Origin of the sequence: Thiothrix sp. UBA5583, from assembly GCA_002425225.1 — a bacterium.
GTDB classification, from domain to species: domain Bacteria; phylum Pseudomonadota; class Gammaproteobacteria; order Thiotrichales; family Thiotrichaceae; genus Thiothrix; species Thiothrix moscowensis.
In genome coordinates this window covers 1-26,528 of sequence record DILV01000030.1, presented here as the reverse complement: position 1 = coordinate 26,528, position 26,528 = coordinate 1, and the positions used below count along the sequence as shown (strand labels likewise).

Genomic DNA, 26,528 nt, shown 5'->3' with positions numbered 1-26,528 from the left:
CTAAACCGTGATTCCGCTGGAAACGGCGGGGTTGAACAGAGCCATGCTTTCGGCTTTCAGGTCATAGCGTTGTGCCAGCGGATGGGTGTCTATGCCCAGCAGCTTGCGCAGTTCGGTGTGAACATGTTTGGTCTGCAAATAGATGCCGTTAGTGTCCGGCAGCAAGGTATTTGGGTTGATTTTGACCCGTTCATGTACCGGGCCACTGATACCGGCAATGCGGTTTGCCCACGGTGCGTTTTTCGCCATGATGAAATCACTGCCCAATGACCAGTGATCCTTGCCATTGGTGGAATTGTAACTGGGGGTTCGCCCCACATCCGAGGTGACATGCACAATCAGGCGATCAGCCATGCCCATGCTTTCAGCTTTTGTCCATAGATAATCCAGCAGACGAGCCATCTCGGTCATGGTATTGGTGTGGGCTGCATCATGATTCCCGTGCGAATCCCAGCCCCCCGTGCCAAAGCTGCCGGTCGCAGTCAGACCTGCCGCCGCCAGCACCAGAAACATGTGCAGTTCCCGGATGCCATTACGCCGTATCCCTTGCAAATCATTGGTATCCAGCGCACCGGGCAATGCTGCACTCAGGGATTTGATTTCCGCGCTGCCCCCACGTGCCCGTTGCAGTTCATCCAGCTTGCGCTGCCAGCGTGGCAGGTTGTCCGCTTGCCCTTGCTGTGTCACCAGCCGCTCCTGTTGATAACGGTGCAGCAAATCCAGATGCGAAGGGGCGTAATAGGTTTTGGCATCGTAATAGAAATTGGGGTTTGCCAGTGTGCGCAGCAGACTTTCGTCAGGCAGTGCCGTAAACGGTGTAATGCCAACCGTACCATCAAAACCTCCCTGACGCACAAACGGCATCGGTAAACCACTGCCGACAATGGCTGCAAACAGCTCATTGGTCGAAGGGAAACCATCCATCAGGTTGCCGGTATTACGGGTACGGCTCGCCGCTTCATGCCCATTGGTTTGAATGTCGATACCATTCAATACCAGCATGTGGTTGTAATACTTGTTGAAAAATGCGGCATTCTCCGCCATTGGTGCATAACGCAGATTGCCAGCGCCACCGGCTTTCTGGCTGCTGGCCCAACGGTTGATGGCAGTATTCTCGCGTGGATCAGAAAATGAGCTGTGATCCCAGCCACCGCCTAGATGCAGAGTCAGCAGCACCTTACCGGTATGCAGGCTGGCAGCCTGTGCGCTACGCCCACTGGTAGCAAACGTGCCTGCCAACCCGCTTGCCATCAGCAGTTTCAGGAAGTTACGTCTATTCATGTGTTCACTCCTTCCCTTGTGCCTATTCATGCAGGAAACGGGCATCGTTCATCAGGTACAGCATCACCACACCCCAGGCCCGTTTGGTGTAGTTCGGGTCTTCCCACGATGAATACAGACGGCAGGCTGCATTACCGCTGTCATTCCGGTTAGTCCAGACATCACTGAACAGATTGAAGCTGCGGGTAATTTCCGGGTCATCCACCGCCAATTTTTCGTTCAGGAACTGGCGGTACAGGTATTGCAGGTTGGCGCGTACCCGTTTTTCTCCGGCTGGCATGTAATTGTCATCCGGTGTCACTACCCGCAGGTAGGCATCATCCACAAACGAATCATTGTTCGGGTTGCTGCTGGTATCAATACGCTTGCCCTGCATGTAGAAACGAATGCTGCGGGTCTGCGCTGGGATACCGACGTAAGACAATTCGGTCTTCCAGTAGCCTTCTCTGCTGACCAAGGTCTGGCTGGTTCCCAACTCGTTGTCAGCAGCATCGCGGAAGCTAAGGTAAACGCTGGCTTCATCGTTATTGGTTCCCCAGCCCCGCAAGGCTGCGCCAAACATGGCTCTGGACTGCCCGCCATCAATTTCATCAGCCCAGGCATTCACATCCACTTTCTGGTACAGCAAGCCCAACGGGGTTGGATTGCTGCAAATGCTACCGGGGTTGAAAATTGCCGTACCACTCTTGATGGAAGGGCCGCCATCGCAGGTATTGGGCTTGCCAGACAAGATCCGGACAGTACCCTGTTCCACTGTCCAGCCTTCCATGCCACTTTCCGCACCCGGATTCGCCAGCAGATTGAGTACCGATGTATCAATTTCCTCATAAACCGGCGTATCGGTCGGTTCCACATAAGGGAACAGTTTGCGGCTGGCAGCAGCCAGACGGAAATCATCTGCCACGGCATTGCAACTGAGTTCCACCGCCATACGCTCAGGGATATTACCCATCAGGCTGTTCATGTCGGTATTAGGCTTACTTTGCAGCCTGCCGCCGTCAAAACCGCCGTAGAACACACCCATGCTGCTACCCCAGGCATTTTCGGGGCGGAATGGATACCAGTCTGTACCGGTCAGGGATTTGACCTTGGCATTGAGTTCTTCCGGTGTCAGCAAGCGTGCCAAACCTGTGTCCGGCAATGCGGTTTCCTGCTCTGCCGACAGATTGCCTGCCCTGGCACGGAACAACGGGCTGGCAACCATATCAACCAGCAAATCCTTGACGTTCCACGCACCATTACCCTGATCGTAAGCAAAACGTTTGGCCATTTGCTCCAGGATTTCATCCTGTGCATTATAAGCTGCCATCTGGGTAGCGTAACCGGGTGCTGCCGGATCGACTGGCGCTTTCAGCGGCTCACGTTTGAACAGTGGCTTGTACCAGAAATACACCCCACCCTTGGCAAAACGTGGATCCCGCACCATCTGGCTAGCCAACCATTGCAGGCTATCCTTGGCCGTAGTGACTGTCAGTGCATTGGGATCAGGGGTTCGCAAGATCAGGAACAGGTCATCCAGATAAGCATCCGTATATTTGTCTGCCCAAGATACGGTGGAACGCAAACCCTGTACGGTAAAACGCAACTTACGAGTCAGCTTGGGGACAACCTGTGTTGCCGTTTTGTTGACCCACGTCCAAGAGGTTTTATCCGTCAGCACGCTGGACCTACCCAGCGCTTTGCCACTTTTATCCAAATATTCCACCCACAGGGATGGCGTATCCCGACTGTTCAAGGAGCTGAAATAAGCACCGAAATCAACTTCGGCTTTGCCCTGATCCACGGCTATTGCTGACGCTGTTATGTCCACATCCTGCCATGCCAGTGTTTCATTCAGCGGGGTATTGCAGGAACCAAGCTGATACAGGTAACTACCTGTTTTGGGAGTACGCGGAATCTTCGCACAACCTGCCGTGTTACTGGCTTCCAGCATACCCCGGCTGACTGTCCAGCCTGCGATACCGTTTTCGGCAGAAGGGCTAGTCAGCAGATTAGCGGAGCTTACCCAAGTTTTCCCTCCAAACACGCCATAATCACCGGGAGCAGTACGGTTGTTGAACCCGGTCGGGAACATGTCCCGATACCAGGTATCACCGCTGTGATACCAAGGCTGCCCGTTATGGTCGAGCGGATAACTGCCTGACTTGTAGACACTGGCGAGGGAATCCTTGCCACCATTTACACCATCAAAATTCTGCCAGAAACGGCTGTTCGCACCCCAGTCGCGGAATGCACCCGCCACCGGCTCCATGATGGTATGGCAAACCATACAATTCGGATTCTGCATGGTGGGAACCCGATAGTCGCCATTCTTGCTGTCATCCAGCGGGCGTTGCGCCAAGGCTTCAATATCCAGCGCCAAAAACTGCTTGTACAACTTCGATGCCCGATGCCGGTTGCGGTTGGTATCCGTGGTGGGGAAACGTGACAGCCACGCATTGCTGCTCAGTACCCCTGCATGGGCAAACGCCTTACCGGGGAAACGTGCTGACAGTTGCGGAATCCTGACCGGACGTACTTCCTTGGGATCTGCCGGATTGGCAAAGCCGCCACTGACAGGTTTCGCCCCTACCGCTTTCGCCAGTTGCGGGTTCATGACGGTGTAGTCGGCCGTCAGGATTTCCGTCCACGGTCTATTGTTAGCAATGATATGCTGTAACAGCAGGACAGGTTCCTTGCGTACCGCATCATTGGCAGCATTCCGTTCTGCATCTGTCAGTGTTTTCAGTACCGGGAAGTCTGTATCACTCAGGCCAGTACCACTGCCAATCCAAGCTGCTCCGCCACTGAGGAACACTTCATGCCCGGCACGATTTACAAACTGATCCAGCACACCCTTGCCATTCATCATTTGCCGCAAGGTCAAACGGAAGGCTTCTTCGGTTTTTGCCCCATCCAGCTCAACCTGGGTTGGCAAGCGGTTCAGCAGCAGCAGGGTGGCCTTGCGCAAGGTATCCGGGTAATTCAGCAACTGCACACCGTCTGGAGCCACTTCATCACTGGTCAGTACCGCACTAGCCGTATCACTGACCACTGACTTGTTGCCAAAAATATCCACCGCAACCACCGTGTAATGGTAGTTGCCTGCTTTCAGCCCCATGTCTGTGAAAGTATTGAAACGGGTGCGGCCTATCCGCACACCATCCCGATAAACGTCGTAATACAGGATGCCCCAATCATCGGAAGAATCCGTCCATGTCAGAGTCACGCTGGTCGGGCTGTAAGAAACCGCATCCACATCCTGCGGCTTGCTTGGCGGAGTCGCATCTTGTGAATTGCTGGCATAAAACTCTGCCAGTGCTGCAATGCCATCATCACCTTCGGCGGCATACAGGGAACGCATTTTTTCCAGCATTCCGCTGCTTGACTGGTTACGCTCCTGTGCATAGTCCTTCAAGGTAGCGTGCAGGTAAGGTTTCCACTGCCCTGCCAGCCGGGTTCCCGTAAAGCTAGCATCACGCCCGCTGGCGATATGACAGGATGCGCAATATTGCTCATGCAACGACTTGCCACGCGCCACCAGAGTAGCATCAGTAGTCTGCCCGGCTGCCACATACGGCTGCTGGGAGAAAAACTCGGATAAGCGACTAACCTCATCAACCGAGAAGCCCTTGGCAATCCGCCCCATGACGGTTGAGGAGCGAGCACCTGTCTGATAATCGCCCATCACTTTCGCCAGATACTGCTTGCTCATCCCGCCGATGCCGGGCGTTGCCGGGCCTGCACTGATGCCATCCGTGCCGTGGCAACTGGCGCAATTGGCAGCGATAGATGCCGTCAGGACAGGTTCATTCGGATCAACCACCGAAGTACATTGCCCCGGTGTCGCCAATTGTCCCAACAAATTGGCAAGCGCCCTGTATTCACTGGAAGTCTTGGCAAACACTGCACCACCACCGTGTGCCAAGCCGCCACTTACCTTGTCCAGCACGGTTTGCTTGCCCAAAAGCTGGGTAATGGCATTGATTGCCCCCAGATTACGGCTGGAAGCATCCGGTGCAGTCGACAGGATGAAACGGGTATTCTGCCCCATGCCGCCCGAGACGTGGCAGGTCGTACAGTTCCCCATCAGGCTTTCTACCTGCTGCTTGTAATACAACTGGGTAGATTCACAAATGCCGTCCACGCTGATGGTGACTGGAATGCTGTCGAGGGAAACATTCCCGGCAACATCCTCAGCCTTGACCGTATAGGTATAGGATTGACCAGTCTTGACCGTTTCATCGGTATACCCCAGATGATCCGTCATGCCCAGCAAACGCCCATTGCGCATGATGCGGTATTTGCTCACACCCTTGTTGTCAATGGCAGCATCCCACTGCAAACGCACATGCTGTGCGGTATTGACCTGCGCAGTCAGGTTAGGGGGCATTCCCGGTGCAGTGGCATCCCCGCTGGTAACTTCCACTGTTGTCGAAGGTGCGGAAGCATTGCCTACCGCATCCAGTGCTGCAATCTGGTAACGATAGAGAGTACCCTGCTGCGCTTTGTCATCCGTGAAGGCAAGCTGGGTCGTTGTCCCCAGCGCTACGCCATCCCGCAGGATACGGTAGCCAGTTACCCCTACGTTGTCTGTTGCGGCCTCCCAGCTCAGAGCAATCCGGGTCGGGGCAACGACCTCAGCCGTCAAACCGGTCGGAATGGTTGGTCCTGTTGTATCCCTGGTAGTCACAACCAAGGCTGCGGAAGCTGGCGACAGGTTCCCTGACGTATCAACCGCCACGATCTTGTAAGAATACTTGCCCGCACTGCTGATGCTGCTATCCACAAACCCGCTATCACTGGATTCACCAATCTGCACATTGTTGCGCAGGACACGGTAATTCCTGATGGCAATATTATCGGTCGATGGCAACCATTCCAGTGTGACTGATAATGGTGTCATGGCCTTGACTGCCAGTTTGGTGGGAGCCGCAGGCATCTGCGTATCCGGGACAGTCACCGCCAGACTGGCAGGACGTGATTCCCGCCCATTCGACCAGACCGCCGTAACAGTGTACACATAGCTGCTGGTTGCCCGCACACCACTATCTGTTACTGAAGTGGTATTACTGGTAGCCAGCAAGTTTCCATCCCGGTAAATGCGGTATTGTGTCACCAAGGGCTGGGCATCCCATACCAGCGTTACCTTGTCCTGAGCCAGAACGGTTGTCCTCAGGCTGGCGGGGATCTGTGGCTCACTAAGCTGTTCCGCTTTCCAGCTTAGCTGGGCAACGGCAGTACCGGTGGCATCGTAATATTCCGCTTTAACCACATGATTGCCACCTGTCAGGAAAATACGCTTGGTATAGGTCGTAGCAGACTGGTTTTTCCATGCATCAATCAGCTTTTCATTATCTACCCACAAACGGAAGCCATCATCGCTTCTGACCGTGAAGGTATATTCACCTTCGGCAAAATCGAATTGCCCTTGCCAGCGGGCAGAGAAATTGTCTGCATTTACCCCGTTTTGTGGCGAATTACCCTTCCAGTCAAAATTGACCGCATCATCATAACGGTTATCAACCACTGTACCCGTCAGGTCACGGGTATTGTAGAAACTGGTGCAAAACTTGCCTTGTGGAACCTCGGCACTGCAATCCGGTGCTTTTTCCCACCAGACTTTGGCTTTGGCACTACCCCATTCCTCACGGTATTCAACCCTTACCTTGTGCAAACCTGCCGTCATGGTTTGCAGTTTGCGCTGTTTGCCATACCAGGGGCTTTGGGGTGTCCAGACATTCATGACTTCCACATCATCCACCCACAAACGGACTCCATCGTCCACGTCCGTGAGGAAACGGTATAAGCCCTGTTCAAACTGGATATTGCCCGTCCAGCGTACCGAGAAACCATCCTTCAACACCAGTGGGTCTGGCGAACCAGCCTGCCAGTCAAAATTGATGGCATCCGCTTTCATGACTTGCCGGGCAAAACCGCTCAAATCCTTGTTGTTGAACAGCTCCATACAAAACAGGTTATCAGGCGTACTGGCACAGCCGTTGACCTCTTCCCAGCCAAACCTGATCCTAGCGTCACCATAGGTTTCACGGTATTCAACCTTGACGACATGCGCTCCCTTACTCACATAAGGTACAACCTGAACCTTACCCTGCCACTGCCAATCTTTTGACCACTGATCAATCAGCAATACGTCGTCCAGCCAAACCCTGATGCCGTCATCCACATCACCGCTAAAACGGTAATAGCCTTCATTGAAATTGAACCTGCCTTCCCAACGGGCAGAAAATAGCTCAGAACCTACCCCGTGCATGGGGCGGTTTGCACCCCAGTCAAAATTAAGGGAAGGCGTTGCCTGCGTGCGTACCGCAGTACCTACCAGTGCGTCCCCGGCAAAGAAGCTGCCGCAAAAACTGTTGTCTGGAATACCGCTGCATTCCTTGCGCTCTTCCCAGAACAGTTTGGCACGCGCCCAGCCGCCATATTCACGCATTTCCATCTTGATACGGTGCTTACCGGCAGACAGCGATACATCCTTGAACTGCTCCTTGCCATCATTGCTATCCCAAGCATCAATCAGCAGGTTGCCATCCACCCAAACACGCATCCGATCATCTGCCTGTGCCACAAACCGGTAGTCACCAGCCAGTTCAAAGTCACCAACCCAGCGCACGGAAAACTGATCAGGGTTAACACCTGCCAACGGGCTAGCATCTTTCCATTCGTAATTGATGGCAGTCTCATTCTGTACTTTGGCCGGATCGTCAAACAAATCGGTATTGTTGTAATACTCGGCACAAAACTGCCCTTCAGGAACACTGCTGCACCCTGTATTTTTCACCCAAACCAGTTTGGCAGATGCGGTGGAAGAACGATCGTAATACTCCATTCGCACACGGTGCTTGCCTGCACTGACTGCAACGGCCTTCTTGTAGGTTGTTGCCCCCTGATCACGCCAGGCATCAATCAGCAACTGGTCGTCCAGCCAGACCCTCACACCGTCATCGGTGGTACTAGCGAAGGTATATTGCCCTGCTTCAAAATTGAAATCCCCCACCCAGCGGACTGCAAAATTATCACTCAGGTAATTGGGCAACATGGGGGCATTCACCCAGTTGAAATCAATCGCATCATCCAGGCGTGTATCGACCGGGCTGACCGTCAAATCCTTGCCATCGTAAATGGTTGCGCAGAATTTTCCTTCAGGAACCACGCTGCAATCGGGTGCTTTTTCCCAGAACAGTTTTGCGGTTGCGGTACTGCTGACATCACGGTATTCAACCCTGATGTCGTGCAAACCGGCCGTCATCTGTTTCAGTTTGCGGTATTTGCCGTTATAGGGGCTGGTACTGTTCCAGCCATCCAGCAACAATTCGCCATCTACCCAGACTTTTGCACCGTCATCAAAATCCGTCACGAAACGGTACAGGGATTCTTCAAAATTGACCTTGCCAACCCAGCGCACGGAAAAACCATCACTCGACACCATCGGTTCCGGTTGAGCATTAGCCCAGGCATAGTCAATGGTGGCAGGGGTTTTAAGCACTTGTACCGGCAACCCTTCCAATGCCTGGTTATTAAACAACATCATGCAGAAAGCATTGTCAGGCACTGCCCCACAACCTTCCACCAGTTGCCAACCGAGTTTCAGGGCAGCCGTACCGTAACGCTCGCGGTATTCCACTTTCACCACATGCTGACCGGCTTCAATGAACGGCGTTGCCTGTGCCTTGCCCGGCCAGCGCCAATCCGAACTCCACTGGCTTATCACCGGTTGTCCGTCAACCCAGACTTGCACGCCATCATCCATCTCAGCGTTGAAGCGGTAATAACCACTTGCCGGAAAATCAAAAGTACCTTCCCAGCGTGCCGAGAACATATCCGCAGGCACACCCTGCATCGGGCGGTCAGCCCAGTTGAAATTCAGCGCAGCAACCTGCTGGGTGCGCAACACATCCCCAGCTAACGCATCGCCCGCAAAGAAAGTACCACAGAAACTGTTGAGTGGTGCACCACTGCACCCCGCCATTTTTTCCCAACTCAGGCGTGCACTGGCCCATCCACCATTATCACGGTACTCATACTTGATCAGGTGCTTGCCTGCGCTCAATGGCAGGTCATACACGTATTCACGATTAGCATCGGCTGACCATTGGTCAATGATCAGTTTGTCATCTACCCAGACGCGCACACCATCATCGGCTTTGGCAATGAAACGGTATTTGTCAGCGGCAAACTCAAACATGCCCTGCCAACGGGCAGAAAACTTGTCAACTGGCACTTCCGGGTAAGGTGAACCGTCTTTCCAGGCAAAGTCGATTTGTGCCACCTCATCGACCTTAACCGCAGCATCTGCCACCCCGTTATTGGCGTAATATTCCCCGCAGAATTTGTTTTCAGGGATACTGGTGCAACCACTGGTTGCTTTCTGCCAATCCAGCTTGGCAAGCGCACCGCCACCATTTTCGTAATATTCCATGGTCACTCGATGCTGACCAGCGCTGACCAACACACCCTGTTTGTTCAACCCGTTCCACTGGTCACGCCACGAATCAATGATCAGGCGATCATCCAGCCAGACCCGCACCCCGTCATCACTGGTGGTCGTGAAGGTGTAATTGGCATTCTCAAAGACAAAATCCCCCACCCAGCGAGCCGAGAACTTGTCAGCCGGAATCGTGCCACCCGCTACCGGTGGCAGGCTACCCCAGTCAAAGTTGATATTGTTGGTGGCCTGAAAGCGCTTGGCTGAGCCTGCCAGCGTCATGTTATCGAAAAACTCACCACAGAAACTGCCCTGCGGCACAGTTGCGCAATCTACCAAAGCAGCATTCCAGCTCATGTTCAGGTAACTGCCCGGAACAGCTTTCAACTCAACCTGAATGCGGTGGCTACCAGCGGATAGGTTTTTCAATGCTTGACTGATATTGTTGGCACTGTAGCCGGAACTCTCATACAGCAGTGCACCATCAACCCAGATTTTCAACGCCCCCAAGCCGTGGCGGATTTCAAAAGCGTAATCACCTGTTGCTGCCACCTGGAACATCCCGTCCCAACGCAGCAACAAACCACTGGACAAATCAATGCCATCCGGGAAGCGGAACTTGCTGAAATCAAACTGGATACCATTGCTAGTCTGGGTTGGCGTCGTATCAGTGATCAGGGTTTTGCCAGTTTTGTCAATGAACGTCAGACACAGCTTGTCATCCGCCAGACTGCAAGCCAGTCGCTTGACCGATAAATCCACCTGCGCGTTGTAAGCAAGGTCAGTGTACTGCAAGCGGACACGGTGGGTTCCCGGAGTCAGCGATACATCAGTGGTCAGGGTACGCGCAGAAACCGCCGCAGCCGCACTGCCATCCAACACCAGCGCATCATCCACCCACAAACGCACGCTATCATCTGCTTTCAGGGTGAAACGGTAAGTGCCACCCAGCACATTGAACGCAGCATTGTATTGTGCAGTAAAACCATCACCACCAATTCCTGCATCCGGCCCACCAGCCAGCCAGTTTTTCACAAACAGCGGGGTGGAACTGCCACTATCATCCAACGTCGCTGGCTGTTCCAGCATCAGGGCAGGCTGCACGGCAACATCGCCCCCCTTATAATACGCCACACAGCTTTGACCCGCGCCTAGTTGCGGGCAAGAGAGCACCTCCGCTGATGTTTCCTCTTTCAGCCAGATACCCTGCGCAGAAACCGGCTCGGCAAGATTTTGTACCCGCGCATCCGGCACGGTCACTTTCAAACCTGTATTCAGAGCAAATCTGGCGGGGTACACACTTTCCACCATCGCATTGATGTCGGCTCCCGCTACCAGTTCCGGGGTGAAACGCCAAACCCTGCCGCTGGCAGTACTGGCTGGTGTCAGCACAAACGGCTGTGCCCAGTCCACCCCATTGTCCGCCAGCCGGGTAGTCGCGGCGGTTCCCACCTGTTGGTCAAATTCACGGAATACCTTGTTCACCAAAGCATCATCTGTACCGGACTGGTTGTTGTTCATGTAAACAAACTTCCGCGCCCCGCTCAGCCCGGCATGTAGCAACATTTCCTGATACAGGTCAGATTCAGCCAGCAAAGGCGCGTAACCGTCAGCCAAGGCAGTTTGCCCCTTGCCCGTCAGATAGGGGTAGAGCGGACGAGGCTGGGAGAAAGCCATTGCCATACCACGCAGCCGGTTGGTTTCGTAGCGGAAAGCATTGAAGGGGGTGGCAGCATAAGCAGTCTGGTTAATGGTGAAACCTGTGGCAGGCATTTGCCCGCTCAGGGTTTTGCTTTGCCCTGTACCAACGTAGGCTCCGGCCTTGGGGTTTTCACCCGGAATGGGGATTGAACTAGAGTAATAAGCCTGATCCCGCGCCACCACTTGGGCTGCCCCGAAGTAAGTGCGCAACGGGGTATAAAACGCCTGGTTCAGGTAAGCCGCCATACGTGCTTTCATCACGGCATCCCACGTTTGCTGGCACGAGCTGGCTTGCGCATCACCTGCATACATGGAAGCCAGATCGGTGAACCCCAGTTGTGTTTGCACGCTGGTAAAACGGCTGTCATTCTGGATCGCCAGCAAGTAAGCTGCCAGATCACCAGAAGCCTCCCCCGCCGCCTTGATGTCAGCCGCAGTCAGCGCCAGTGCTCGGTAATCCAGACTCACGAAATCGACCGTGCCACCCAGCGCCTTGTACTGTTTGAAAAACTCGCCCACTCTTGCCGCAACTGCCGCAATGCCGTTATCCAACCAAATACCGTGATCAGGCAGACCTCCCCCAGTGCCAGTCACCACCACCAACGGCTTGCCATTAGCATCGGTCAACACATTACTGGCACGGGCAATTTGCAGGAAATCCAGATCCAGGTTGAGGAAAGCCCGATGCCCTACCGGCATGGTTTTTGTCACAGCCAGCGCATTGCTGGCAGCCTGGGCAATACTGGCGGGGTCATTCAGTTGCTGGAGCGCAATACGGTGTAACGAACTGATTTTTTCCAGACTGCCATCCACCGGATACAACGAGTAGGCATGGCTGCCGGAAGGATCGAGAGGACTGGCTGTTGCACTCCCCAAAAACAGGAAAACCGGCAAGAGACCATTCAGAATGATACGTTGCAATAGGCGAGACGAGCGCAGCCCGCGTACACGTTCGTTGCACACTTTCATAATCCCTCGCAATACCAATGAGTCTGCACAATATTTGTTCTAATACGCAGTGTACGACTATCAATAGATCAAGTCTATTAAAAAACAATTTCCATTAGTGCCGCTTATCGGAGAGTCAGATTTGGTTCAGTTTCGCGCCTGAATAGGAAAAATTCACCTTCCACTACAACGCCAACTGGCGCATAATGCCCGGTTTTCTCCGACCCTGTACACCCATGTCCCCAGAAACAAATTCTTTACCTGCGTTCACCGAACTCGGCCTCGCCGCCTCCATCCTGCAAGCTGTACAGGAGTTGGGCTATGAAACACCTTCTGCCATTCAGGCCGAAACCATTCCGTATTTGCTGGAAGGACGTGATGTCCTGGGGCAAGCACAAACCGGCACAGGCAAAACCGCCGCTTTCGCCCTGCCCTTACTCTCCCGGCTGGATTTGAGCAAAACCGGCCCGCAAATCCTCGTCCTCGCCCCCACTCGCGAACTGGCGATACAGGTAGCGGAAGCCTTCCAGAAATACGCTGGCAAGCTGCCCGGTTTCCACGTCATGCCGATCTACGGCGGGCAGGATTACCGCACCCAATTCCGCCAACTGGAACGCGGCGTCCACGTTGTGGTCGGTACACCGGGTCGGGTAATGGATCACCTGCGCCGTGAAACCCTCAAGCTCGACAACCTGCAAGCACTGGTGCTGGATGAAGCTGACGAAATGCTGCGCATGGGTTTCATCGAAGACATCGAATGGATCATGGAACAGACCCCGGTCACTCGCCAAATCGCGCTGTTTTCCGCCACCATGCCACCTGCCATCCACCGCATTGCGCAGAGCTACCTGAACAATCCGGCGGAAGTCAAAATCAAGGTCAGCACCACCACGGCGGAAACTATCCGCCAACGTTATTGGCTGGTCAGTGGCCTGCACAAACTGGACGCGCTTACCCGCATCCTCGAAGCAGAGCCATTTGATGCCGTGATCATTTTCGTGCGCACCAAAAATGAAACCGTGGAACTGGCTGATAAACTGCAAGCCCGTGGCTACGGCGCGGTTGCTCTCAACGGCGATATTCCGCAGAACGTGCGCGAACGCACCATTGACCAGTTAAAGAAAGGCAAGATCGACATCCTGATCGCCACCGATGTCGCCGCTCGCGGACTGGACGTGGAACGCATCAGCCACGTCATCAACTACGACATCCCTACTGACACCGAATCCTACGTCCACCGTATCGGGCGTACCGGACGTGCCGGGCGCAGCGGTGATGCCATCCTGTTCGTTTCTCCGCGTGAACGCCATTTGCTGCGGGCGATTGAACGCGCCACCCGCAAGCCGATTGAGTTGATGGAATTGCCGTCCACCGAAGTCATCAACAACCTGCGCATTGCCCAGTTCAAACAGCGCATCACCGACACACTGGAAGCCGAAGATAGCCTTGACCTCTATCAACAACTGATCAGCGACTACGAGCGCGAACACAATGTCCCCGCCGTCGAAGTCGCAGCCGCCCTCGCCCGCCTGTTGCAAGGCGACGAACCGATGCTGCTGGAAGAAAGAAAAGCCCACCCCGCGTTTAACCCTGGTACTGCACGCGAACGTGAACCACGCGACCAGGAACAGCGCAAGGGCAAACGCAAAGCCAACTCTGCCTTCAGCAGTGACGAAGACACCATTGAAATGCAGCGTTTCCGCCTTGCCGTAGGGCGTGCGCATGGCGTCAAACCGGGCAACATTGTTGGCGCAATAGCCAATGAAGCTGGTCTGGATAGCCGCTATATCGGTCACATCGACATCCAGCAGGAATTCAGCCTAGTCGATTTGCCTGCTGGAATGCCGAAAGAAATCCTCCACGACCTGAAACGCGCTCGGGTTGCTGGACAAATGCTCAACATTGAACTGACTGACGAATCCGCAGCAGATTATTCCCCCAACCGCAGTGGCGGTGGTAGCAAACGTCAGGAAAGTGATCGTGGTGAACGTCGTCCGCGTGGTGATGCCCCCGCCTCCCATCGTCGTGAAAACCGCCGCCATGACAGTGATGATCGCCGCCCCCGCACTGACAAACCCGGTGGTAGTGACAGACCCAGATTCGGCAGCGACCGACCAGCAGGTGCGGACAAACCCCGCTTTGGGGGGGACAAGCCCAGATTTAGTAGCGACAAACCCCGTTTTGCTGATGACAAAACACACGGCAGCAAACCGCCAGCGAAGAAAAAAGGTCCTGACAAGGATAAAGGCAAACCCAAGCGTTTCAAGTGAAACGCTGTGCCTTGCTGAGCATGGACGACCTCGGCAGTTTCGTCTGCTATGACGAGCTGCTGCTGGCGCCCATGCAGCGTTACGGCTGGCATGTCCAGACCGTGGCATGGCGCGACCCGCATATCGACTGGAATTCTTTCGATCTGGTCATCATTCGCTCCTGTTGGGATTATCAGGATGCACCAGCAGCCTTTCTCAAAGTGTTGGAAACTATCGACCGTTCTTTAGCCCGCCTGGAAAACCCGTTATCTGTCATACGCTGGAATCTGCAAAAACATTATTTGCGCGATTTGGCTGCCCAAGGCATTCCCATTGTCCCCACCCTATGGCTACCAGAGCTGACGACCGCACAACTGCCAGAACTGTTTTCTCGGTGGACAAGCCCTGAAATCATCATAAAACCCGTGATCAGTGCTGCGGCTTTCGACACCTTCCGCCTGACACCAGATGCAGCGACCAAACAGGCAGATTTGCTGATCCGCACATTTCGACAACGCGAATGCATGGTGCAGCCCTTTCTGCCTGACATCATCACCGAAGGCGAGTATTCCCTGTTCTTTTTCGGCAATGAATACAGTCACAGCATCCTCAAAACACCCAAAGCAGGTGATTTCCGGGTGCAGGAAGAATACGGCAGCCTGTTACGCAGTGTAGAACCGGAACCGTTACTGCTAGCCTTGAGCCGTCAGGTACTGGCAGCCATTCCTACTCCTGTCTTGTATGCCCGCATCGACTGGGTACGGTTAGGCGCAGGTTTCGCCCTGATGGAACTGGAACTGATTGAACCGTCGCTGTATTTCAATATGGATACCGAGGCGGCAGAACGCTTTGCAAGGGTGGTGGACAGATGCTTGCGGAAGTAAAATGTGTCATTGCCCCGTGAACCCAGAGCATGGGTGGAAAATTATACCCGGTTCAGCTTCCAGCCTGATGCCAAACTTGTCCTGCACTGACAAAATGATGCCTTGGGCGAATGCCCAGATTTGCTGCCCAGTTGCATTACCGTGATTGACCAGCACCAGCGCATGTTTGGCATAAGTACCAGCGTCACCCTCTCGCCGACCTTTCCAGCCACACTGATCAATTAGCCAGCCTGCCGATGTTTTTACCCCACCCGCCTGCGGCCAGCCGGGTATAGCCGGGAATTGCGCCTTCAGAGCATCCCACTGCGCTTGCGCAATCACCGGATTCTTGAAAAAACTGCCTGCATTGCCAATCTGTGCCGGATCCGGCAGTTTTTCCTGACGCATACGGATAATGGCATCACTGATGGTACATGCATCCAGTTCCTTGCCTGCAAGCTGTTCTCGCACCCCGGCATAATCGGTTTTCCACTGTGGCTTGCGTGGCAAGCGGAACACGACCGCAACAATCAGCCAACGCCCTGGTTCCACTGACTTGAAATAGCTGTCACGGTAGCCAAAACGGCATTCTTCCTGGCTGAACTCACGCAATTCACCCGTGCGCCAATCGACCGCCTGCAACTCATGCAAACAGTCTTTCAGTTCCACCCCATACGCACCGATATTCTGCACGGGTGCAGCACCGACCGTACCTGGGATCAATGACAGGTTTTCCAGCCCGGCGAAACCTTGCTCAATCGTCCAGCGCACAAATTCGTGCCAGTTTTCACCCGCCGCCGCCCTGACATAGACATAATCATTGTCTTGCCCCAAAACCTCCCGATCCCGCAAGCGTACATGCACCACCAGCCCCGGAAAATCTTCCACAAACAGCAGGTTGCTGCCGCCCCCTAGAAACAGCACAGGTAACTCGGGATGTTCCTGCGTCCATTGCATCACGGTGCGCAACCCACCCAGCTTGTGCAGGGAGCAAAAATAACGGGCGGAAGCCGCCAGACCAAAGGTATTCAGCCCTTGCAGGCTAACATTTTCACGAATTTGCATGGATTATCGGGCAGGGTACAAACGGTGGTTCAAAGCAATTACCACCAGCAACAGCAAAGCCGCCACCAGCGTATGCGCGGTTGCAACGGGCAAGGGCAAAGCCATCACCACATTCAGGATGCCAAGTGTGACCTGAACCAACAACAACAGCAACAGCAAGGCAGGCATTGACCCCAGAATCTGCAAGCGTTTTGCCAGCAACCACACGGCAAAACCGCCCAAAAACAGGAAAACGGTCAATGCCCCCAAACGATGCGCCAGATGGATGGCGGTACGTGCTGGGTTTTCCAACACACCAAACTCATAATTCACCCCTTCTTGCCACTCAAACGCAAACCCTTTGGCGAAGTCTGCTGCGGGCCACCATTCACCGTGGCAAGTCGGAAAACTGGTTCCACACGCCACGGCGGCGTAATGTGTGCTAGTCCAGCCACCCAGAAATATCTGCACCAACAGTAACAGTAAGGCCAACACCCCCAGAATACGTACCCCACCCAAGGTATCGGAATACAGCGTATTGGGGCGTGAGGAATGCTGATTCAGCCACAGCAGCCACAACAGGGACAAGGTTGCAAACCCACCCAGCAAATGCGCTGTCACAATCAGCGGGCTAAGCAGCAATGTAACCGTCCACATGCCCAATGCAGCCTGAAACGTAACCGTACACAACAGCAGAAATGGCAACAACAAACCCTGCCTTATTTGTCGTCGATAGAACACCACCACCAGGAACAATGCGAGAATCAGCAAGCCCAACGTGCCTGCCACATAGCGATGAATCATTTCCGCCCATGCCTTCTCTGGCTCCAGAGGTCGCTCGAACTGGCTGGCATCCACCGACTCCGGCACAATCAGATGCCCATAACATCCTGGCCAGTCGGGGCAGCCCAATCCAGCATCCGACAAACGGGTATAAGCCCCCAAGATAATTACAACCAGCACAAGCAACAAAGCAACTGACAACAGGTAGGAATAAACTCTCTTCATTGACGGACACTCAAGCAAAAGCGTAAACCATAACAATAGGTTATTATGGCAGCATTTGGTTACAACCTGATACCCAAAACCCACAAAAACAGGGAAATACCACCCTCAGCATCACCCCTAAAAAGGCACTGTACTACTGACCACAACCTCTTCCCCCATGAGCGGATGAGGAAAACGGATGGCAGTGGCGTGCAGCAACAGACGCTCAGCTTTGGCGCAAATTTCCGGGCTGGCGTATAAATCATCCCCTAGGATCGGGTGTCCCAATGCCTGCAAATGCACCCGCAACTGATGAGAACGCCCGGTCACAGGTTCAAGCCCTACACGACTCGTATCCATCGCCACATCGTATCCCAGCACCTGATAGCCTGTGCAGGAAGGCTTGCCTAGCTCAAAGCTCACCATCTGGCGCGGACGATTCGGCCAATCAGTAATCAGTGGCAGATTGATTTCACCCACAGCGTGCAACATCCGGCCTGCTACCACTGCCTCATAACGCTTATACACCTTGCGTGTCTGGAACAGAATGCTCAATGCGCGTTCCATCGCCTTGCCGCGTGCCAGCACCATGATGCCTGATGTACCCATGTCCAGACGATGCACAGTCAAAGCCTCGGGGAATTCAGCCTGTACCCGGCTGATCAGGCAATCCTGCTTGTCTGCACCCCGACCGGGCACAGACAACAGACCCGCAGGCTTATCAACCACCAACAAGGCATCATCCGCATACAGGATTTGCAAACCTGTATGCACGGGAGGCAGGTAAATACTCATTGCCCCGTTTTGTACTGATGCATGAACACCACATGCAAATCCGTTTCAGGCGTAAAACCGGTTTTCTCCAGCACAAAAGTACGTGCATCTACCTTTTTCAAACCGGTAGCGCACACACTGATTTTGTCATCAGCCTTCTTTTTTTGCAGGGTCAGGCGGAATTTGCCAATTGGCCCTTTCCAGTTAGCTCCCGTCGTCAAAATGTAATCGACATACGTCGGTGACAGCACACTCCCCTTGTCCGGGCGGTTGGTTTTGTCAATCCACGCCGCGAAATCAGGCTCGATACAATACTTTTTGATCTTTGCATCACGTTCCTCATCAGCGAACCAGAACATGGCCTCACCCCCTGCTGCGGGCTTATAATCATGCGTAACGCGCAGTGGTTTGCCCGCCGGAAAAGTCTGCATCCAGTGATGGGTCATTTTCACCATGCCATCTTTCTTTTTGGTTTCTGTCTCGAATTTCTTCGCCTTGCCATCCACCTTGACGGAAAAACCCATTGGGTTGCTGGAATTCACATCCAACCCCAAATCCATTTCCGGGTTTTCCGGGAATTCCGGCACCGGGAACGCTACTCGTGTTTCAATCGCCTCCTTGCTGGTATTACGGAATACATAAGCCACCCGAATTTTGTCTTCGCTGACAAACAAATCCTCTTGTTCCATCACGATCGCATCAGTTTTGCCAATCACGATGCCACCTGCCCCCAGTGAAGCCACAGCATCATTGGCTGAAACCATCTGTGAAACTGCCAGCAATGCCAGCAAGCCCAACAGGTTTGCTTTTATTCCGTTCATGGTTAAATCCTCTATTGTTATCATCACCAGCCAAGTATAACGGTTCAGACTGGTAGCCTGCCTGCCTTTCCGCTAACATTCCGCCATGAATAAACGGAACCCGGCCTGATTTGCCTTATACATGACAAGACTATTTTCAAGTGCAGGGAAAACGTCCGAATATGCCGGTAGTCGGCTGGATGAGGCAGGCGTCGTACATTTGCTACGGTTACAGAAACGCCTGTACCTTATCTAGTCGGCTACCAGCATATCCCATCCAAAGCAGTACAAAGGAAACCAATGGACGCACAACCCAAAGACCCCCATACCGTCATCGTCAAGCTGCGTGATAGTGAAGGCACTTACACCTGTAACATCCAGGCTGGCAAACACCAGATGGTGGCTGATGAGCCAGTGCCTCTCGGTGGGGACGACCTAGGAGCTGCGCCTTACCAATACCTGAAAGCTGCTTTGGGTGCTTGCACTGCCATGACCCTGCGCATGTATGCCGAACGCAAAAAATGGCCAGTGGAAGACGTGATTGTTACCCTTGCCCATAGCCGCGACGCCAACAAACAGAGCGTCTTTTCCCGCGACATCAAAATTGTTGGCGAACTGACCGAAGAACAGCGTGAACGCCTGCTGGACATCGCAGACCGCTGCCCGGTACACAAAACCCTGAGTCACGGTGCAACCGTGTTGAGCAAACTTGTTGACTAACCTGAAAGGCTACCATGTTACACATTTACAATAGTCTGACCCGTCAGAAAGAACTGTTCGTTCCCATCATTCCCCGTCAGGTACGCATGTATGTCTGTGGCATGACGGTTTATGACTATTGTCACCTCGGTCATGCCCGTGTCATGGTGGTGTTCGATACCGTGTACCGCTACCTGAAAGCCAGCGGCTATGCGGTGCAATACGTGCGCAATATTACCGACATCGACGACAAGATCATCAAGCGTGCAGCGGAAAACGGCGAGCCGATGGATACCCTGACCCAGCGTTTCATTGATGCCATGCATGAAGATGAAGATGCCCTCAAGGTGTTGCGCCCGGATGAGGAACCTCGTGCAACCGGCAACGTCCCGGAAATGCTTGCCATGATCCAGACCCTATTGGACAAGGGCATGGCTTACCGGGGCAGTAATGGTGATGTCTACTATGATGTTTCAAGATTTGCCAGCTACGGCAAGCTCTCCGGGCGCAAGCTGGACGAATTGCGGGCTGGCGAGCGGGTAGCCGTGGATGAGGTCAAGGAAGATCCGCTCGATTTCGTCCTCTGGAAAGCCAGCAAACCCGGCGACCCGGCATGGGATGCCCCGTGGGGAGCAGGCCGTCCCGGCTGGCATATTGAATGTTCCGCCATGTCACAGAAATTGCTGGGCGACCATTTCGACATCCACGGCGGCGGTTCCGACCTGCAATTCCCGCATCATGAAAACGAAATTGCCCAAAGTGAAGGCTGTACTGGTCATCAACACGTCAATTACTGGATGCACAACGGCTTTATCCGCATTAACGATGAGAAAATGTCCAAATCACTCGGCAATTTTTTCACCATCCGTGAAGTACTGGAACACTACCGGGCGGCGGAAGTACGCTTCTTCATGCTCAACAGCCACTACCGCAGCCAGTTGAATTACTCCACCGACCAACTGGAAGCGGCACGCGCCTCCCTGACCCGCCTGTACACTGCCATGCGTGGCCTGCCTGAAGCGGGTGCCGCCATGCACACCGATTACGAACAGCGCTTCAACGCTGCGATGGACGACGATTTCAACACCCCGGAAGCCATTGCCGTCATGTTTGAACTGGCGCGTGACATCAACCGCATCCGCACAACCCAAAGTGACCCGGCTGCCGCCCCGTTGGGAGCCTTGCTCAAACTGCTGGGCAAGACACTGGGCCTGTTGCAGGATGACCCGGAAGACTGGTTCAAGGGTTCCACCAGCAGTGACGGGCTGGACAATGACAGCATCGAAACCCTCATCCAGCAGCGACTGGCAGCCCGTCAGGCCAAAAACTGGGCTGAATCCGACCGTATCCGTGACGAACTCAAAGCCCAGGGAATCATTCTGGAAGACAGCGCAGGCCGCACCACCTGGAAACGAGCATAAAGCATGAACAAAATCACTATTATCGGGGCTGGCTTTGCTGGCCTCACTGCCGTGCGTGAATTGCGCAAGCATGACCGCCATGCGGAAATCACCCTGATTTCACCCCGCGCCGAATTGCATTACCTGCCGGGTATCATCTGGATTCCCAGCGGTATCCGCAAGCGTGAAGATCTGATTGTGCCACTGGGCAATTTCTTCCAGCGCATGAATGTCAGGTTCCATCAGGGTAACGTTACTGGTCTGCGGGATGGCGGGCGCATCGTCGAAACCGACAACGGCGAAGTGACCAATGATGCCCTGATCATTGCTTCCGGTGGGCGTTTCATCAAGAAACTGCCGGGGATCGAGCACGCAATTACCCCCTGCGAAGGCATTGCTGCTGCCGAGCAAATCCGTGACCGCTTGAATGCCTTGCAAGGTGGCACGATTGCCATCGGCTTTGCAGGCAACCCCAACGAACCAAGCGCCATGCGTGGTGGCCCCATGTTCGAGTTCCTGTTTGGTACGGATACCCTGCTGCGCCAGCAAGGTCGCCGTGACCGGTTCAAACTGGTGTTTTTCAGCCCTGCCGACAAGCCCGGCAACCGTTTAGGCGAAAAAGCTGTGAAAGGCTTGCTGGATGAAATGCAAAATCGCGGCATTGAGACCCATCTCGGTCACAAAATGAAAGGCTTTGAAGCCGACAAAGTAAAAACCGAAGGTGGTGAATTCGACGCAGACCTGATCCTGTTCATGCCCGGCATGACAGGCAACCTGTGGTTCGACAACACCACCCTGCCCCGCTCTGCCGGTGGCCTGCTCAAAGCCGACAAACACTGCAAGGTCGAACACTGGGACAAAGTTTATGTGGCGGGCGATTCCGGTAGCTTCCCCGGCCCTGACTGGATGCCGAAACAGGCGCACATGGCAGACTTGCAAGCCGAAGCAGCCGCGAAAAACGTATTGGCTGAGTTGGGCGGCAAACCTGCGGATGCCACCTTCAAAATTGAACTGATGTGTATTGTGGATTCCAACAACAAGGGAATGCTGGTATCACGTACTGAACAAAAGAACCTGATGTTGCCCAACTGCCGCCTGTTCCACTGGGCAAAACGTGGGTTTGAGTGGTGGTATTTGCGGCAGTACCGCTAAACTTACCGGATGCCTGAAAAGAAAAAGCCCCGCAATGCGGGGCTTTTTCATAGAAGATAACCGGCTGATTACATCATGCCGCCCATTCCACCCATGCCGCCCATATCGCCGCCCATTGCTGGAGCATCTTTCTTCGGCAGCTCAGCAACCATCGCTTCAGTGGTGATAATCAGGCCGGAAACAGATGCTGCATTTTGCAGGGCTGTACGGGTTACTTTGGTTGGGTCAAGAATACCCATTGCGATCATGTCGCCGTACTCGGAAGTACGGGCGTTGTAGCCGTAGTTACCTTCGCCAGCCTTGACCGCATTCAGGACAACCGATGGCTCATCACCGGCGTTGGCACAGATTTGACGCAGTGGCTCTTCCATCGCACGCATGGCGATCTGGATACCGACATCCTGCTCATGGTTGTCGCCTTTCAGGCCAGCAATCGCTTGCAGGGCACGTACCAGCGCAACGCCACCGCCAGGAACAACGCCTTCTTCAACCGCAGCACGGGTAGCGTGCAGTGCGTCTTCCACACGGGCTTTCTTTTCCTTCATTTCGACTTCGGTAGCCGCGCCGACCTTGATTACCGCAACACCGCCTGCCAGTTTGGCAACGCGCTCTTGCAGTTTTTCACGGTCATAATCAGAAGAAGTGGTTTCGATTTGCGCACGTACCTGATCAACACGCGCCTTGATGTCATCCGCTGCACCAGCACCGTCGATGATGGTGGTATTGTCTTTAGTGACATTGATACGCTTGGCTTGACCGAGGTCATCCAGCGTGACTTTATCCAGTGTCAGGCCGACTTCTTCGGAAATCACAGTACCGCCAGTCAGGATGGCGATGTCTTGCAGCATGGCTTTACGACGGTCGCCGAAGCCCGGTGCTTTGACCGCTGCCACTTTAACGATACCACGGATGTTGTTCACCACCAGTGTCGCCAGTGCTTCGCCTTCGATGTCTTCCGCGATGATCATTAGCGGCTTGCCTGCTTTGGCAGCGCCTTCGAGTGCAGGCAGCAGTTCACGGATGTTGGATATTTTCTTGTCGTACAGCAGTACAAACGGGCTTTCCAGTTCAGCCGCCATGCTTTGCTGGTTGTTGACGAAGTAAGGAGACAGGTAGCCACGGTCGAATTGCATCCCTTCAACCACGTCGAGTTCGTTGTCCAGACCTGAGCCTTCTTCAACGGTGATAACGCCTTCTTTACCGACTTTGTCCATTGCCGTAGCAATGATGTTACCGATGGCTTCATCAGAGTTGGCAGAAATGCTACCAACCTGCGCAATGGCATTCGTGTCTTCGCAAGGCTTAGACATAGCGTGCAGTTGCTCAACCGCAGCAATAACCGCCTTGTCGATACCGCGCTTCAGATCCATTGGGTTCATGCCTGCGGTAACGGCTTTCATGCCTTCACGCACGATGGCTTGCGCCAGCACGGTTGCAGTGGTAGTACCGTCACCGGCAGCATCAGAAGTCTTGCTGGAAACTTCCTTGACCAGTTGTGCGCCCATGTTCTCGAACTTGTCTTCCAGTTCGATTTCCTTGGCAACCGATACACCGTCCTTGGTTACGGTTGGTGCGCCGAAAGATTTTTCCAGCACGACGTTACGGCCTTTAGGCCCCAGAGTAACTTTAACGGCATTTGCCAACACGTTAATGCCTTTCACCATGCGTGAACGGGCATCATCACCAAAACGTACTTCTTTAGCACTCATTGTTGTAAACCTCTATGTAAATCTTTGTCCGGGTCGGAATTCTTAGTCTGCAACTTAGCCTTCAACAATGGCCAGCAGGTCTTCTTCACGCATGATCAGCAGCTCTTGACCGTCTACTTTCACGGTTGTGCCAGCGTATTTGCCGAACAGTACTTTGTCGCCAACCTTGACTTGCATGGCAACGCGCTCGTTGTCGTCACCAACCTTGCCAGGGCCTACTGCCAGTACTTCACCACGATCCGGCTTTTCCGCTGCATTGTCAGGAATGATGATGCCGCTAGCAGTTTTGCGTTCTTCTTCCATACGGCGTACCACAACGCGGTCATGCAAAGGACGAATATTCATAATCGGATTGCTCCTCAAACCAGTTAGGGTTGAATGTTAAGGTTTAGATTATTAGCACTCTAGGCTAGTGAGTGCTAATAATAAGGTCGGGTCAGGCAAAGTCAAGGGCGGGCAAATGAAATTTTTACTTCAAGGCAGGAAGGAACCATCGTCACGGCGTTCAACCACTTCACCATCAATATCGCGGCTACTTTGGCGAGGTGATGCATGGGTCTGAAAGCCGTGGACGGAAACCACTGCCCGTTTAAGCCACAGTTTCAGCAACAGATGACGGGTTGGCGGCAACACGCACAACAAACCAAGAACATCGGTAAAAAAACCGGGAATCATAAACAGCAAACCACCCACCAGCAAAACCACCCCTTCCAGCATGGCATGAGCAGGAAGCTGACCTTCATTCATGCTGCGCTGGACTCGTGTCAGGGTGGCAAACCCTTGCTGACGTAACAGGAACATGCCCAGTACACCGGCTAGAATCAACAGCAACAGGGTAGACAAAGCCCCGATTGCACTACCAACCTGAATCAACAACCAGATTTCAATGAAGGGGATAACAAGGAATAACAGGGCAAAAATGGGCAATGGGCGCATGAAAACTCTACCGGAACTGACAATACCCTTGTATATCAGTCCTACACGCCTTTTTTCAAGTTAACCCCATGCAAATCAGGCTGCTGACTCAGTGTTTCCCTTGATCCGCTGACAGAGTTGCGCCAGAGGAATGGGGCGACCACAGTAATAGCCTTGGGCGAAATCCACCCCAATCTGCCGTAATCGGTGCAAGGTTTCCGCATCTTCGACCAACTCGGCGATAGTCAGCAAATTCATGACTTGCCCCACGTCATGCACAGCCTTGACCATTGCTGCATCCACCGGGTTTGTCACCAGATTGTGGACAAAATTACCATCAATTTTCAGGTAACTTAGTGGCAGTTCACGTAGATAGCTGAGGGAAGAAAAACCGCTGCCGAAATCATCCAGCACCAAATGGCAACCCAAGCCATGCAAAGCGTTCATAACCCGCTTGGTGTGCACAAAATTGCTGATAGCGACCGACTCGGAAATCTCGAAACAGATCATGCCGGGATCAATCTTGAATTGCCTGACCTGACGCTCCACATACTGGAACAACTCCGGGTCTTGCACTGACTGGGCCGACAGGTTAATCATCAAGCGGGTATCCACACACTGCCCTGCATCATTGTTACAGCGACAATCTGCCAGCATCTCCAGTGCCTTGTGGATGATCCAGCGGTCGATGCTGGTCATCAGATCCAGTCTGTCAGCCACCGGCAGAAAACTACCTGGACTCAGCAAAGCCTGACGAAAAGGCAAACGCAGCAGGATCTCGTATTGCCGGAAACGCCGCTCATGTTCATTGCGCAACGGCGCAACCGGCTGGGCAAACAGGATAAAGCGGTCATCCCGGATAGCATCTTTCAACAACTTGCTCCAGTCGTGTACTCGTTGACTGGACATTTCTGTTACGGTTTCACTTTCATGCACAAACACCTGATTCCGTCCCAATGCCTTGGCGGTATAACAGGCTTTATCCGCATCAGAAAACAGTTGCTTTATCTGGAGGCGCGATGAAGGCATAAACTCCAGCAGGCCAATACTGGCACCAATCGAAAAGACTTTCCCTTCCCAACTGAAACGAAAATTGCGCACTTCGGTCAGGATAGCATCCATAATGCCCCGGCCTTTTTCAACGTTGCAGCCTTCCAGAAAAATGGCAAATTCATCACCACCAATTCGTGCAACCTTGTCAGAACGGCGTACTGCACGCAGGAATATATGTGCCACCTGTTTCAATAACTCATCGCCAGCCGAATGCCCACAGGTATCATTGATAATCTTGAAATTATCCAGATCCACACTGGCTAAAACATGGGTACGGGCAAGCGCAGAGGTATCATGCGCCAATTGCTCCACATATTGTTCAAAGCTGGTACGATTCATTAAATCCGTCAATGGATCACGGGATGCCTGTCGGTACAGGCGATTAATTACCTTGCGGTCAGCCGTGACATCCCGAAAAATGAGCACAACCGTTTTGCAATCATCCAGAATGCAGGTTGTATGCAATTCAACAAAACGGCAATCCCCCACCCGTGGAAACAGTTTGGGTTCTTTGGGATTTCCCGTGGT

The 26,528-nt window shown here is 53.6% G+C and carries 15 protein-coding genes; 5 read left to right on the top strand and 10 right to left on the bottom strand.

Features of this window, described 5'->3' with window-relative positions:
* On the bottom strand, positions 1–1,281 hold the full coding sequence (locus tag B2U47_RS12285; protein WP_296680151.1) for a DUF1501 domain-containing protein: 1,281 nt from the start codon (positions 1,279–1,281) through the stop codon (positions 1–3).
* 22 nt (positions 1,282–1,303) lie between these two features.
* The gene (locus B2U47_RS12280; protein WP_296680147.1) at positions 1,304–12,376 is read right to left on the bottom strand and encodes a PA14 domain-containing protein; all 11,073 of its coding nucleotides are present in this window, start codon (positions 12,374–12,376) and stop codon (positions 1,304–1,306) included.
* 215 nt (positions 12,377–12,591) lie between these two features.
* Between B2U47_RS12280 and B2U47_RS12275 the strand changes: the two genes are divergently transcribed.
* On the top strand, positions 12,592–14,625 hold the full coding sequence (locus tag B2U47_RS12275; RefSeq protein WP_296680144.1) for a DEAD/DEAH box helicase: 2,034 nt from the start codon (positions 12,592–12,594) through the stop codon (positions 14,623–14,625).
* Positions 14,622–15,488 carry an ATP-grasp domain-containing protein gene (locus B2U47_RS12270; RefSeq protein WP_296680141.1) on the top strand — a complete coding sequence of 289 codons (867 nt, stop codon included), beginning with the start codon at positions 14,622–14,624 and terminating at the stop codon, positions 15,486–15,488. Before B2U47_RS12275 ends, B2U47_RS12270 begins: the two co-directional genes overlap by 4 nt.
* Positions 15,489–15,494: 6 nt before the next feature.
* Here the strand turns inward: B2U47_RS12270 and murB are convergent, their stop codons facing one another.
* The 4 genes from murB to B2U47_RS12250 form a co-directional block, all read right to left on the bottom strand.
* The gene (gene murB / locus B2U47_RS12265) at positions 15,495–16,532 is read right to left on the bottom strand and encodes a UDP-N-acetylmuramate dehydrogenase (protein WP_296680137.1); all 1,038 of its coding nucleotides are present in this window, start codon (positions 16,530–16,532) and stop codon (positions 15,495–15,497) included.
* A gap of 3 nt (positions 16,533–16,535) precedes the next feature.
* Entirely contained in the window at positions 16,536–17,519 is a 984-nt protein-coding gene (locus B2U47_RS12260; RefSeq protein WP_296680134.1) for a COX15/CtaA family protein, read from the bottom strand.
* A gap of 117 nt (positions 17,520–17,636) precedes the next feature.
* Positions 17,637–18,293 carry a pseudouridine synthase gene (locus tag B2U47_RS12255; protein WP_296680133.1) on the bottom strand — a complete coding sequence of 219 codons (657 nt, stop codon included), beginning with the start codon at positions 18,291–18,293 and terminating at the stop codon, positions 17,637–17,639.
* Entirely contained in the window at positions 18,290–19,093 is an 804-nt protein-coding gene (locus tag B2U47_RS12250; RefSeq protein ID WP_296680129.1) for a DUF4424 family protein, read from the bottom strand. Before B2U47_RS12250 ends, B2U47_RS12255 begins: the two co-directional genes overlap by 4 nt.
* 279 nt (positions 19,094–19,372) lie before the next feature.
* On the opposite strand from B2U47_RS12250, the gene B2U47_RS12245 reads away from it, so the two are divergent.
* The 3 genes from B2U47_RS12245 to B2U47_RS12235 are packed head-to-tail and all read left to right on the top strand — an operon-like array spanning position 19,373 to position 22,323.
* Positions 19,373–19,792, top strand: a complete 420-nt coding sequence (locus B2U47_RS12245; RefSeq protein ID WP_296680126.1) for an OsmC family protein — start codon at positions 19,373–19,375, stop codon at positions 19,790–19,792.
* A gap of 14 nt (positions 19,793–19,806) precedes the next feature.
* Complete coding sequence (gene cysS, locus B2U47_RS12240) at positions 19,807–21,192, top strand: cysteine--tRNA ligase (RefSeq protein ID WP_296680123.1); 1,386 nt, start codon at positions 19,807–19,809, stop codon at positions 21,190–21,192.
* A gap of 3 nt (positions 21,193–21,195) precedes the next feature.
* Positions 21,196–22,323, top strand: coding sequence for an NAD(P)/FAD-dependent oxidoreductase (locus tag B2U47_RS12235; RefSeq protein WP_296680120.1), 1,128 nt, complete (start codon positions 21,196–21,198; stop codon positions 22,321–22,323).
* Positions 22,324–22,391: 68 nt separating this feature from the next.
* Here B2U47_RS12235 and groL read toward each other — a convergent pair whose 3' ends face one another.
* The 4 genes from groL to B2U47_RS12215 form a co-directional block, all read right to left on the bottom strand.
* On the bottom strand, positions 22,392–24,032 hold the full coding sequence (gene groL, locus B2U47_RS12230) for a chaperonin GroEL (RefSeq protein ID WP_296680117.1): 1,641 nt from the start codon (positions 24,030–24,032) through the stop codon (positions 22,392–22,394).
* Positions 24,033–24,086: 54 nt separating this feature from the next.
* Complete coding sequence (gene groES, locus B2U47_RS12225; RefSeq protein ID WP_296680115.1) at positions 24,087–24,377, bottom strand: co-chaperone GroES; 291 nt, start codon at positions 24,375–24,377, stop codon at positions 24,087–24,089.
* Between the two features lie 129 nt (positions 24,378–24,506).
* Positions 24,507–24,968, bottom strand: coding sequence for an FxsA family protein (locus tag B2U47_RS12220; RefSeq protein WP_296680112.1), 462 nt, complete (start codon positions 24,966–24,968; stop codon positions 24,507–24,509).
* A gap of 75 nt (positions 24,969–25,043) precedes the next feature.
* Positions 25,044–26,528 (bottom strand): putative bifunctional diguanylate cyclase/phosphodiesterase (locus B2U47_RS12215; RefSeq protein WP_296680109.1); only part of this gene is annotated, 1,485 nt, incomplete at its 5' end.

Coding starts and splice junctions, on each gene's coding strand:
- B2U47_RS12285 (WP_296680151.1), bottom strand. CDS start 1,281: ATGAATAGACGTAACTTCCTGAAACTGCTGATGGCAAGCGGGTTGGCA.
- B2U47_RS12280 (WP_296680147.1), bottom strand. CDS start 12,376: ATGAAAGTGTGCAACGAACGTGTACGCGGGCTGCGCTCGTCTCGCCTA.
- B2U47_RS12275 (WP_296680144.1), top strand. CDS start 12,592: ATGTCCCCAGAAACAAATTCTTTACCTGCGTTCACCGAACTCGGCCTC.
- murB (WP_296680137.1), bottom strand. CDS start 16,532: ATGCAAATTCGTGAAAATGTTAGCCTGCAAGGGCTGAATACCTTTGGT.
- B2U47_RS12260 (WP_296680134.1), bottom strand. CDS start 17,519: ATGAAGAGAGTTTATTCCTACCTGTTGTCAGTTGCTTTGTTGCTTGTG.
- B2U47_RS12255 (WP_296680133.1), bottom strand. CDS start 18,293: ATGAGTATTTACCTGCCTCCCGTGCATACAGGTTTGCAAATCCTGTAT.
- B2U47_RS12250 (WP_296680129.1), bottom strand. CDS start 19,093: ATGAACGGAATAAAAGCAAACCTGTTGGGCTTGCTGGCATTGCTGGCA.
- B2U47_RS12245 (WP_296680126.1), top strand. CDS start 19,373: ATGGACGCACAACCCAAAGACCCCCATACCGTCATCGTCAAGCTGCGT.
- cysS (WP_296680123.1), top strand. CDS start 19,807: ATGTTACACATTTACAATAGTCTGACCCGTCAGAAAGAACTGTTCGTT.
- B2U47_RS12235 (WP_296680120.1), top strand. CDS start 21,196: ATGAACAAAATCACTATTATCGGGGCTGGCTTTGCTGGCCTCACTGCC.
- groL (WP_296680117.1), bottom strand. CDS start 24,032: ATGAGTGCTAAAGAAGTACGTTTTGGTGATGATGCCCGTTCACGCATG.
- groES (WP_296680115.1), bottom strand. CDS start 24,377: ATGAATATTCGTCCTTTGCATGACCGCGTTGTGGTACGCCGTATGGAA.
- B2U47_RS12220 (WP_296680112.1), bottom strand. CDS start 24,968: ATGCGCCCATTGCCCATTTTTGCCCTGTTATTCCTTGTTATCCCCTTC.